Raw genomic sequence first — 11276 nt, forward strand, 5'->3', positions numbered from 1 at the left:
GGTCGCCTCCGCCTGCCAGGCCCGGTGCTCGTTCTGCTTCTCCGCGGCCTCGATCTCCAGCGACCAAGCACCGGCCCGGGTCCCGTGGGACGCGGTCGACCACTGGCTGGAGCTCGCCCGTGCGGCGGGCGCCGAGCGTGCAGTGATCACCGGCGGCGGAGAACCCACGCTCATACCCTTCGACCAGCAGCTGCGACTGGTGTCCGCCTGCTCGGCGGCCTTCCCGAAGGTCGTCCTGATCACCAACGCGCACACCCTGGCGAAGGGTCAGCACACGGACCGGGCCGACCGGCTCGCAGCCCTCGGCGCCGCAGGCCTGAGCGTGCTGGCGGTCTCCCGGCACCACCAGGACGACGCCGTCAGCGAGCGGCTGATGATGCTGCGCACGCCGGTGAGCGCGGTGATCGACACCTGGCGCGAGGAACGCGACCGCTGGCCGGGCCTGCAGCTGAGGCTGATCTGCGTGCTCCAGCACGGCGGCGTCGCCGACGCGGCCGGCGTCGCCGACTACCTGTCGTGGGCCGCGGCGCTCGGCGTCGAGGAAGTCTGCTTCAAGGAGCTCTACGTCTCCACCAGCACCGAGTCCCTCTACTTCGACCGCGCCGCCAACGTCTGGAGCCGGGACCACCAGGTCTCGCTGTCCGTCGTCACCCGGTTCGCCGAGCAGCACGGCTTCGAACCGGCGAGCCGCCTGCCCTGGGGCGCGCCGGTCTACCACGGCAGCTGGGACGGCCGGCCGATGCGGATCGCCGCCTACACCGAGCCCAGCCTGCTCTGGGAACGCACCCACGGGACCGCCCGCAGCTGGAACGTCCTGGCCGACGGACGCTGCTACGCCTCCCTGGAGGACCGGGCCAGCGAGATCGTGCGGGAAGGTGCCGTGGCATGAGATTCGACGAGTTCCAGGAGTTCCGGCAGCGGCAGCTCAGCGCTTCCTCGTCCCTTCTGGACGCCGCCGAGACCAACGTGTACCGGGCGCTCGCCCCGCTGCGCCCGGAGCCGCCGGCCGACACGAGGACGGTGTACCGGTGCGACCTCGCCCGTGCCTGGCTGCGGCGCTACGAGCTGCCGGAGGAGTGGTCCCGCCGGGCCATGGTCTGCCGCGGGGTCCGTCACGGTCTTGAGGTGGTGTTCCACCGGCTGCGCGCCGAGCAGGCGCGGCTGTGGCTGCCCGCCGACGTGTACCCGGTCTACTTCGAGCTGGCCCGCGCCGCGGGCCTGGCGCCCGCGTCCTACCCGACGCTCCCGGCGCCGGTCCTGCCGAGCTCGCCGGCGGACGGCCGGCCCGAGTACCTGCTGCTCGCCAACCCCAGCAAGCCGCTCGGCCGGTACCTGTCCGATGCCGAGTGCGCGGCGGTCGTTTCGTGGCTGGGGGAGTCACCGCACCGGCGCGTGCTGATCGACAGCGTCTACGACCTGGGAGCCCCGTTCGCCGCCGGCACACGGCGACTGCTGGACACCGGTCGGGCGATCCTGCTGCATTCGGTCACCAAGGGATGGCTGTGGCCACGCACGTTCGGCGTGGTCCTGCTCGGTCCGGAGCAGTCCGAACTGGCCGAGGCGTTCCGGGCGGACCCGCCGACGCCGGCACAGCTGAGGCTCGCCGACCGTCTGCTCACCGAGCACGGCGACGCGCCCCGGCAGGTCGCCGCCGAACTGGCCGCACGGGCCGACCGGTTGTTCGACCGCTTGCCGGACGAGGTGCTCGGGGCGATCCCCACGGCGAGCCGCACTTCCCCCGGCAACTACTTCTTCCCGGTCGACATCCCGGCGGAGACGCTCCAGCGCGAGTACGGCGTGCTCGCCCTGCCGGTCGGCGTGTTCGGCGAGAGCAACTGGTCCGGCTCCATCCTGACCAGCCTCGCCGGCACCTTCGGCCCGACTCCGGCGCCTGAGTCTGCGCCACGGTGACGTGCGACGCCGGTCCCGGGCGGGCTACTGGTCGCCCGGGACCGGCCGGTCACTGAATTGCCCTTGAGCAGGCTCACGATGTGAGCGCAGACTGATCCTCGCAAGCGAAAGGAGCCCGGATCCCTCATGACACGGTCCCCTGGAGCATTTCAGTCGATCACGTTCGCGGCCTGGCATGACCGTCCTCCCGGGCAGGACCGCGCCTCCACTCGGCACTACGTCACGCTGGCGGAACTCCTTGTCCGGCTCGGCAGCTCCGGGCTCGGCCTCACCTGGAAGGTAAGGATCGACGGCGCCCATCTGGTCACCAGGTTCGCCGAGATCGAGAAGGCCTCCTCCGGCGCCGGGATCGGCACCCTGGAGCTACTGGCCCTGGTCGCGCCGGACCTTCAGTTCGTCGACGGGGACTTCGCGGGATACGTAGACGATGAGCTGAAGGTGGTGCTGCGGGAGTTCGACAGCACGAGCTGGGACCTCTGCACCGCGGACACCTCGGTACTCCGGGAGTTCCGCCGGCACTACCCGGACGCAGTGCCGACCCCTGAGGATGTTCTCCAGGAGATCCCCTGGCCGACCAGCCGACGCAGGATCAGAATTTAACGCTCCGGCGGCCGGGCGGTTCTTCAGGCAGTGGTGGAGCCAGCCAAGCACGCGGTTGATGAGGTTGCGCTGCGCGGCGGCATGCCAGCCTCGTGGTCGTCGTAGCGGCGCCGGTCGTGGGCTTTGGCACCACGCGATGCAGCGAGGAGGGCGAAGGCGCAGAGGCAGCGGGAGAGGTGAGCCGGTCATTCCTCACCCAGCGGCGGATGCCGGACTTCTTGTCCGAGGCCAGGGCGACCGGGGAAGTGCCGGGGTAGGCCTTGAGGCCGCGGGCGTCGGCGAAGCTGGACCTGGCTCCTTCCGCGCAGTTCCTCTGGGCGTCAGCCGCCATGCGATCTACGGCCTGACGCCGGCACCGGACGCCGGTTCAGCCACTGCTGCTCCTCTGTTCGGTCCCGTAGTGGGGCAACCAGCCACGGCACCAGACGCGGCGCCGGCACGGCGACGAGCTCATCGACCGGGTGTACGAGGCCACGTTCGCAGCTTCGCGCCGTCCAGACTGTGAACCGGGCGTTCGGGTACGCGGGGTTGATACCGATCTCCCCCTTCGGGCAGGTGCCGTTGAACGGTGTCCCGATGCCCTGAGAGTTCCAGTAGGCCCACGCCTCAAGGGCTTTGGCCTGCTCGAAGCAGTGGTAGAGCTGCGGGTACCGGTCGAGGAGGCGGACGTCGCGGAAGAGGAGCTGGCCGAGCAGGGACGGGGCGGCGCGCGTCAGCATGTCGAGGTCCGCGCCGTGGAAGGTGATCGCCGTGGCGTCCTGGTCCGTGGCCAGCGCGGTGGCGGCGAAGAGGTGGGACATGCGTCGGCGGACGTAGCCGGCGACCCCGGGCGTCAGGCTGGCCTCGATGCGGCCGACGAGGCCGAGCAGGCGGGCGTGGTCCGGGTGGAACCGGCCGACGTCGAACAGGACGCCCATGCCTTCTACAGCGGCGAAGGCGAGGTCCTTGTAGAGGCGGTTGTTCATCTCCCCGCGCTCCGCGCAGGCCCGGGTGGCCGGGCTGGTGGAGTGGAGCATCAGGTACTCGGCCACGGTCTCGAAGTACACGTAACCCAGGTAGGGGAGTACCGGGACCGTCGCTGCAAGGTCGTTGAGGAACGCCTCGTTCGCTGTTGCTGCGCCGCTCGCGGTGCGCAGAAGCGTGTCGAGGAAGGGGGCCGCGGCGCGGACCCGGTCCACGACTGAGCGGGTGACCTGGTCGTCCTCCTCGCTGGTGAGCACGTGCCGGAACGCCAGGTGGGTGCGCATGTGGATGCTGCCCAGGCGCAGGTAATCCAGGCCCTTGGCCGGCGCCGGGCCGCTGGGGGTGACCTCGATGACCAGGGGGGTGCTGTTGCTGCGGCTCTCCAGGGTGGTGCGGCTCTCCAGCATGTGGGCGCCGAGGTTGTGGGGCCGCAGGGCGCCGCCGGCGCTCAAGGTGAGCGGGGAGCAGTACAGGGCGCCGACCAGGCAGCCGGTGGAAGCGAGGAGCTGTTCGCTGCGGCGAACGGCGTCCAGGGACCGGGTCAGGTGCAGCAGGTGGATCGGGGCACCGGAGGCCAGCGCGCGAAGCATGGCGTTGTCCCGCAGGAGGTGCCCGTTGGGGGCCTCGGCGAGCTGCCGGCGCCAGTCGCTCTCGCTCTCCGCGAGCCCAGCGGCGGAGGGCCGGTTGCCGGGGGCCTGGAAGTCGGTGTGGGCGTTGTCCCAGTCGGCGTGCACGGAAGGGTTCTCCTATTCCTGGAAGGTGGCGCGGAGCGCGTGGTCCAGCGCCTGGGTGTGGGTGGCGCCGGCGAGGTGCGCCTGTTCGCTGTGGACCACCAGGTCGTGGGCGGCGGCGGGAAGCCAGGCGGAGACGGCAAGGCGCAGACGGTCGAGGTCGGGCCACCAGCGGGCAAGGGGCAGCCGGTACCGGTCGAGGGCGTCGGCGGCCTTCAGAAGGTCCACCGCTTCCGGGTGCCGGTGGTAGGCGTTCGCTTGGTCGCCGGTGAATGCCTCGTGTGCAGTGTCGTGGAGGGCGACGGCGGTGATCGCCTCGGTCGTCGGCTTGGCGCCGAGGACGGCGGCCACCATCTCGTTGTTTCCGGCCAGCCAGTCGGCCGCGCGCCAGCCATGGCCGGGGTCGTCCCGGTCGGTGTGGCGCTGACAGTCGTGGCAGGCCGCCGCGACGGCGAGGGCCCGCGTCCGGGCGGGGGTGAGACCGCGGGAGTGGGCGAGGAGCTGGACCAGGACGGCGACACGGGCGCCGTGCCGGACGCCGTGGGTCGATCCGGCCGTCTCCGTGCGGGCGAACCAGGAGTCGTCGGGTACCAGCAGGAGCGGCCGGTGTGGCATGGTGGCCCGGACACCCGGCCCGGCCGGGCGGCTGCGGGCGATCCAGGACAGGGTGGCCACGTCCATCACCTGGTGGTCCGGCAGCCGGTTGGCCTCGGCGAGTTCGCGGAGCGACGGCCGACCGCCGGGATGCGGTGTCGATGTGATCATGAAGTTCCTCGAGTTGGGATCGGGTGCGATGGGCGTCACGCTGGGCGTGGTGGTGCTGACCATGGGGAACCGGCCTGCGGAGCTGCGGGCGCTGCTGGACTCGGTGGAGGCGCAGGAAGGCGACGGCGCTGTCCGGACCGTGGTGCTGGGTCAGGGCATCAAGCTGCCCGCGCTGCCCGAGTGGGTGGATGCGGTAGAGCTGCCGGAGAACCTGGGCATCCCCGGCGGCCGGAACGCCGGCGTGGAACGGCTGCGCGAGCTGGGCGGCGTCGACGTCCTGGTGGTCCTGGACGACGACGGCCTGCTCCCCAGGGCCGACACTTTCCGGCTGGTTCGGGAGGCCTTCGAGGAGAACCCGCGCCTGGGCATCGTCAGCTTCCGGATCGCGGACGAGACCGGCTTCACCCAGCGCCGGCACGTCCCCCGCCTCGGTGCCTCCGACCCGATGCGCTCCGGCGAGGTCACCACCTTCCTCGGCGGCGGCCACGCCATCCGCATGAGCGTGATCGACCAGGTAGGCCTGTTCCCCGCCCCGTTCTTCTACGCCCACGAGGAGACCGACTTCGCCTGGCGCGCCCTGGACGCAGGCTGGCGAATCGACTACCGCGCCGACATGGTCCTCCAGCACCCGCGCACCGATCCGGCCCGCCACGCCACCTACTACCGGATGACCGCCCGCAACCGCGTCTGGCTGGCCAAGCGCCACCTCCCCGCACCCCTGGTGCCGATCTACCTCACCTCCTGGGCCGCCTACACGATGCTGCGCCGCCCACCGATGTCCGGGCTGAAGGCGTGGTGGGGCGGGTTCTTCGAGGGCGTCCGGGTGCCGTGCCCGCCGCGCCGTCCGATGCGGTGGAGCACGGTGCGCAGGATGGCCGCCCTGGGCCGGCCACCGGTGTTCTGACCAGCCGACCCGGGGGCGGCCTCAGGTTATGACCAGACAGCGTGGAGGGCGTCGATGACGCGTTGCACGTCAGTGCTGCTCATGGCCGGGTAGCAGGGCAGGGACAGCTGCCGGGCGGCGATGTGATCGGTGACCGGCAGGTGGCACTCCACGTGGCGGTACGTGCCGAGCTGGTGGACCGGCTTGAAGTGCACGCTGGTGCCGATGCCGTGGACCTCCCGCAGCGTGTCGGCGACCGTGTCCCGGGTCCGGGAGCGGACGGGGTCGATCAGCACCGGGTAGAGGAACCAGCCGTGCCGGACGCCCTCGAGGACGGTCGGCAGCCGCAGCCCCGGCAGGCCGGCCAGCGACCGGTCGTAGGCGGCCGCGATCTGCGCGCGGCGGGCGGTGAAGTCGGGCAGTTTCCGGAACTGCTGGAGGCCGACCGCGGCAGTGATGTCCGGCATCGTGTACTTCAGACCCGGCACCATGACCTCGTAGTCGGCGGTGCTCCGCGCGCCGTGCCGCTGCCACACGGAGGTGTCGATTCCGTGCCGGCCCAGCAGCCGGGCCTTCTGTACGAGGTCGGAGCGGCCGGCGATCATCCCGCCTTCCCCGGTGGTCATGACCTTGTTGGCGTAGAAGGAGAACACGGCGAGATCGCCGACGCTGCCCGCTCGCGCGCCGTCGCGCCGCGCGTGCAGGGCGTGGGCCGCGTCCTCGATCAGCAGCAGGCCGTGTTCGTCGGCGAGCTTGCGGAACGCCACGAGGTCGCACGGCTGGCCGCCGTAGTGCATGACCACGATCGCCCGGGTTTGGGGCGTGATCGCCTCCCCGGCGGCCGCCGGGTCGAGGTTGTAGGTCACAGGATCGATCTCGGCGAACACCGGGGTGCCGCCGGCCTGGACGATCGCGTTCGGGGCCGCGCAGAACGTCAGGCTCGGGGTGATCACCTCCTCACCCGGCCTGATTCCGGCCGCGAGCAGGGCCAGGTGCAGGGCGGCGGTGCAGGAGGACACCGCGAACGCGTCCTCCGCCCCGAGCGCGTCCCGCACCTCCTGCTCGAACCGGGTCGCCTTCGGCCCGGCGGTCAGCCAGCCCGAGCGCAGCGTGTCCAGGACCTCGGCCTCCTCCTCGGGGCCGAGCGACGGCCGGTTCCACGGCAGGAACGGAGCAGTGGGAGCGGTGGTCACGGCTGCCCCCAGGCGGCCGTGTACTCGGCGCCGTACTGCCGGCACTCGGGGGTGCGCACGGCGCGCACCGTGCCGGAGGTGTAGGCGGCGACCAGGCCGCGGTGGTTGTCGAACTGCGCCTGGTGAGGATTGTCGACCCTGCCGGTGAGCAGAAGGTTGGCGACTTCCAGGACGCCGTTCTCGAGGCTCGTGGAGCAGGCGTCCGGCATCTGCTGCTGCAGGCGGGCGAAGGACACTCGGTAGTCGCGAGCGTCCGCCTCGTCCCGTTCCGGCCCACGCTGGATCACGGCTCCGGGCACGACGGAGGCGACCGTCTCGGCGATGTCGGCGATGGTGCGGTTCTCCTCGTCGCTGCCCACGTTCCACGTCCCCGCCCGGCGCTTCTCCAGGACATCGGTCAGGATCCGGGCGACGTCGCCGACGTGGACGAGGGGGCGGCGCTGGGAGCCGCCGTTGAGCGGGATCCGGCCGGTAGCGACCGCACGGGAGGCCATGGAGTTGACCACGGAGTCCAGGCGCTGGCGCGGGGAGGAGCCGTGCACGGTCGCCAGCCGGAGGCTCGTCAGCACGGTGTCCGTGCCGAGCACCTCGCGCAGCCGCCGTTCGGCGAGCACCTTGGTGCGGGCGTAGATGCCCAGCGGGTTGGGTTCGGTGTCCTCGTCGACGGTGCCCTCGTGCATGCCGTAGACGCTGCACGAGGAGAAGAACACGTAGTGGCCGGCGCCTGCCGCGTGGGCGGCCACGGCGGCGATCAGCGGGGAGGCGTAGTTGAGCTCCACAGTCAGGGCCTCATCGACCTGGCTGGCCGGCTCGCCGACGATCCCGCCGAGGTGCACCACGGCATCCGCGCCCACGCAGGCCCGTTCAAGCAGCGCCGGGTCGCGCAGGTCTCCGTGCTCGAACCTGGCAGTGGAGGGCAGGAGACGGCCGGGGTCGTCGCCGCGGTTGTAGATCAGGCCGTCGACCACCAAGACGTCGTGGCCGAGCGCGGTCAGGTGGTGGGAGGCGACGGAGCCGATGTAGCCGGCGCCGCCGAGCAGCACGACACGCATGGTCAGGGATCCCTTCTTCAGGCGGCCGCAGTCGCGGCGGTCGAGGCGGATGCGGGGGCGAACCAGTCCGGGATGGCCCCGGGCGTCGACTTGAGCCAGGCCACGTACCGGTCGATGCCCTCGGACAGGGAGATGGTGGGGTGCCATCCGAGCAGGTCCGAGGCCCGTCGGGTGTCCGCGTAGCCGCCTCGCGGGTCACCGTCCGGCATAGGCGACTCCACGAACGCGGCCTCCGGGTAGTGGGAGGCGATCAGGCCGGCGATCTCGCGGACCGAGGTCGCCGTGCCGGTGCCGACGTTGATCGTCTGCCCGGCGGCATGGTCAGCGACGAGGGCGAGGATCGTGGCGTGCGCGATGTCGTCGACGTGGACCATGTCGCGCACCTGCCGGCCGCCGCCGTTCAGCCGCAGCGGCTGCCCTGTCTCGGCGGACATGGCCATCCACGGCACCATCCAGGAATGCGACCCGGGCTTGGGCACCTGCGGATCGCCGTAGACCGAGAAGTACCGCACGATCGCGTACTCGGTGCTGGAACAGCCGAGCATCAGGCGCACCTGATGCTCGCCCCACAGCTTGGTGTTGGCGTAGACGGAGATCGGGGTGAGCGGCTGGTCCTCGGCGAACCTTGGCGCCCTCCTGGCGGCCTCCGCGGCCGGTCCGTCTCCGTAGACCGAGGCCGAGGACACGAACACCACGCGCTTGACCGCCGACGCCAGAACCGCGTCCAGGACGGTCTGGGTGCCGTGCACGTTGGCCGAGAACGCGATGTCGGGCCGGCGCGTGCAGGCGGCCACGTCCGCGTACGCGGCGGCGTGGATCACGAAGTCCGCGCGGCCGGTCAGCCACGTCACCGTGGCCCGCTCGCGGACATCGCCCAGCACCACCTGCGCGGCGTGCCGGTCCACATCGAAGCGGTCCCGGACCGAATGTGGGTAGGCATCGAACCGGTCCAGGACAACCGGGCGCGCCCCGAATGCGTCGAGCCCGGCGACGATGCGGCTGCCGACCAGCCCACCGCCTCCGGTGACCAGCACGCTGGCCCCCTGTAGCTTGCTCAGTCGCGGGTCGGAAAACACGTAAGCCATGAGGGTGTGCCTCCTCTGAGGTGCGAGTCTGTGTGCTCAGTGAAACGCCGACCCGCGTCCTGGAGGTACGGTGATGGCCCTCCCAGCTCGTTCAATCCATTCAAGATCCCTTCTTGGAGACATAGTTGACGGAAGGTAAGCTCCCGAACCGGAGGCTGGTCGCAGTCCTCGAGGAAGCCGGGTGTACATACCAAGCCCTGGCGAAGGCCGTCCGCGCCGTAGCGGCCGAAGCAGGAGAGACCCTGCGGACCTCGCCATCGGCGATCCACTCCTGGGTAGCCGGCGGTACCCCAACTGGCAGAACCACCAGCTACATTGCCGAGGCGCTCACCAGAATGGTCCAGCGGAAGGTGACGCCCTCGGAGATCGGTCTAGGCTCCGACGGCATCGGGGAGGCCATGACCCCGGACCCACTGGCCACCGCCGCCGACCTCGGGAGGCTCGTCATGTTCCGCCGCCGCGACTTCCTCGCCCTCGCTTTTTCCACAGCGTCCGTCGGACTGCCGCTCTCCTACGACCACCGCGCCGTCGCCGCCACCCTCAGGGCAGCCCGAGGAGGCGGCCGCGCCGGCGCCAACGAGGTGGCCACCGTGCGGCAGCTCACCGAGAGCTTCCGCACTGCCGACGACAGGCTCGGCGGCGGCCACGGCCTGTCCACGGTCACGTCCTACCTGGCCGACACCGTCGTACCGATGCTCCAGGCGAGCTACCCCTCGGATGACGTCAGGCGCAGCGCCTTCGGTGCGGCGGCCGAGCTGGCCACCCTGGTTGGATGGAAGCACCACGATGTCGGTCGCGAAGGCGCCGCCCAACGGTTCTACCTGCTGGGATTCCAACTCGCCTGCGAAGCCGACGACGCCGGCCACGGGGCCTGGATGATGCGAGCCCTCACCCATCAGGCCCTCGACCTGGCGCAGCCGATGCACTGCGTGGACATGGCCGAAGCCGCACTGGCACGCGCCAGAGGAAAGGTCGACCGACGGACGGAGGCACTGCTGCTGGTGACCGCTGCCCGCGCCTACGGCGCGACCGGCCACCGCAAGGACGCCGCTGCCGCCCTGCTTGCCGCCGAGGACGCGGTCCAGGCTGGCGACGACGGCATTCCGACCTATGCCGCGGCCTCCGGCCCCGTCGCAGCCACCGTGGCATCACACACCGGCAGGACCCTGTCCGAGATGAAGGATCACCGGGCGGCTGAACACCACTACCGGACCGCGCTGAAAGGACGCGGGTCTAGGGTGTACCAGCGCGTCCGCGGCCTGACGATCGCCAATGTCGCCAAGTCCGTCGCGGCTCAGCATCGCCACGAAGAGGCCGTCCACCTCTGGAATCAATGCCTCGACCTCATGGACGGTGTGGCCTCGGACCGGAACAGGAAGGAACTCGAGACGGTGCGCTCCACCATGGCCGTCTACGCTCGGCGTGGGATTCCCGGTGCCGCTGAGCTTGCACAGCGGGCCGCCGATCTCACATCCTTCTGACTGTACGGTCGTGGCTGAGACCTGCCACCAGCGACCGTCGAGCTCCTTCTGCCGGGCAGCTCTCCGGTCCCGCACCGGATCAGCCCCGCGCAGGCGGGGAGGATGGTCGGGGGAGCGGACGAGGCCAGGGGGCGCCGATGATGTTCGGGTACTCGGACGAATGGTGGGTTCTGCTGTTCGTCCCGGTGGTGCTGTGGGTGCCGTTCGGGCCCTTCGCCATGGGTGTCACGGGGGCGTGGTGCGCCCGTAGGCCCGGCTGGCGGGCACGGCTGTGGTCGGTGCTGCTGCCGGCGCTGCCGGTGGGGGTGTTGGCGGTCGACACGGTCCTGCCCACGGACACCTGGGACGAGCCGACCTGGTGGGACCACTTCCTCGCCTTCCTCGCCGTGTACGTCGGTGGCATCACGGTGCTGCCCTGGCTGCTCGGCTACGGCATCACGCGTGTGACCCGCACCCTGCGCGCCCGCCGGAACCGGGCCGCGGACCCTGCAGTCGGCGGGTAACGGATTTCCGTTGCTGCGCCCGGTGCCGTATGGTCGGTGCTACCGACGCGGGGTGGAGCAGCTCGGTAGCTCGCTGGGCTCATAACCCAGAGGTCGCAGGTTCAAATCC

Annotated in this window: 11 protein-coding genes; 6 read left to right on the forward strand and 5 right to left on the reverse strand. The window is 71.1% G+C overall.

All coding sequences use genetic code 11. The features are described from left to right. The 3 genes from ABZ885_RS27715 to ABZ885_RS27725 all read left to right on the forward strand — a co-directional run. On the forward strand, positions 1-889 hold an 889-nt coding region (locus tag ABZ885_RS27715), incomplete at its 5' end, for a radical SAM protein (RefSeq protein ID WP_360194106.1). Continuing rightward, positions 886-1911 (forward strand): aminotransferase class I/II-fold pyridoxal phosphate-dependent enzyme, encoded by a 1026-nt coding sequence (locus tag ABZ885_RS27720; RefSeq protein ID WP_360194109.1) that lies wholly within the window; start codon positions 886-888, stop codon positions 1909-1911. The genes ABZ885_RS27715 and ABZ885_RS27720, both read left to right, overlap by 4 nt. Before the next feature lie 126 nt (positions 1912-2037). Beyond that, positions 2038-2511, forward strand: a complete 474-nt coding sequence (locus ABZ885_RS27725; RefSeq protein WP_360194111.1) for a hypothetical protein — start codon at positions 2038-2040, stop codon at positions 2509-2511. A 320-nt stretch (positions 2512-2831) separates the two neighbouring features. On the opposite strand, the gene ABZ885_RS27730 is transcribed toward ABZ885_RS27725, so the two are convergent. Both ABZ885_RS27730 and ABZ885_RS27735 read right to left on the reverse strand, forming a co-directional pair. Further along, a complete protein-coding gene (locus tag ABZ885_RS27730; protein WP_360194114.1) occupies positions 2832-4208 on the reverse strand; it encodes a hypothetical protein in 1377 nt (458 codons plus the stop codon). Between the two features lie 12 nt (positions 4209-4220). Continuing rightward, complete coding sequence (locus ABZ885_RS27735) at positions 4221-4970, reverse strand: hypothetical protein (protein ID WP_360194117.1); 750 nt, start codon at positions 4968-4970, stop codon at positions 4221-4223. Here ABZ885_RS27735 and ABZ885_RS27740 point away from each other — a divergent pair. Beyond that, positions 4969-5874 (forward strand): glycosyltransferase family 2 protein, encoded by a 906-nt coding sequence (locus ABZ885_RS27740; protein WP_360194120.1) that lies wholly within the window; start codon positions 4969-4971, stop codon positions 5872-5874. The genes ABZ885_RS27735 and ABZ885_RS27740 overlap by 2 nt on opposite strands. A gap of 26 nt (positions 5875-5900) precedes the next feature. On the opposite strand, the gene ABZ885_RS27745 is transcribed toward ABZ885_RS27740, so the two are convergent. Genes ABZ885_RS27745 through ABZ885_RS27755 form a run of 3 tightly spaced genes read right to left on the reverse strand, consistent with a single transcriptional unit; the run spans position 5901 to position 9183 of the window. After that, a complete protein-coding gene (locus ABZ885_RS27745; protein ID WP_360194123.1) occupies positions 5901-7046 on the reverse strand; it encodes a DegT/DnrJ/EryC1/StrS family aminotransferase in 1146 nt (381 codons plus the stop codon). Beyond that, entirely contained in the window at positions 7043-8098 is a 1056-nt protein-coding gene (locus ABZ885_RS27750) for an NAD(P)-dependent oxidoreductase (protein ID WP_360194126.1), read from the reverse strand. The genes ABZ885_RS27745 and ABZ885_RS27750 overlap by 4 nt, the downstream gene beginning before the upstream one ends. Before the next feature lie 17 nt (positions 8099-8115). Beyond that, on the reverse strand, positions 8116-9183 hold the full coding sequence (locus ABZ885_RS27755; RefSeq protein ID WP_360194128.1) for an NAD-dependent epimerase/dehydratase family protein: 1068 nt from the start codon (positions 9181-9183) through the stop codon (positions 8116-8118). Positions 9184-9308: 125 nt separating this feature from the next. Between ABZ885_RS27755 and ABZ885_RS27760 the strand changes: the two genes are divergently transcribed. Both ABZ885_RS27760 and ABZ885_RS27765 read left to right on the forward strand, forming a co-directional pair. Continuing rightward, positions 9309-10664, forward strand: a complete 1356-nt coding sequence (locus ABZ885_RS27760; protein ID WP_360194130.1) for a tetratricopeptide repeat protein — start codon at positions 9309-9311, stop codon at positions 10662-10664. Between the two features lie 137 nt (positions 10665-10801). Further along, the gene (locus tag ABZ885_RS27765; RefSeq protein WP_360194133.1) at positions 10802-11167 is read left to right on the forward strand and encodes a hypothetical protein; all 366 of its coding nucleotides are present in this window, start codon (positions 10802-10804) and stop codon (positions 11165-11167) included. Positions 11168-11276 lie beyond the last annotated feature (109 nt).

Origin of the sequence: Kitasatospora sp. NPDC047058 (assembly GCF_040643935.1) — a bacterium.
GTDB lineage: Bacteria > Actinomycetota > Actinomycetes > Streptomycetales > Streptomycetaceae > Kitasatospora.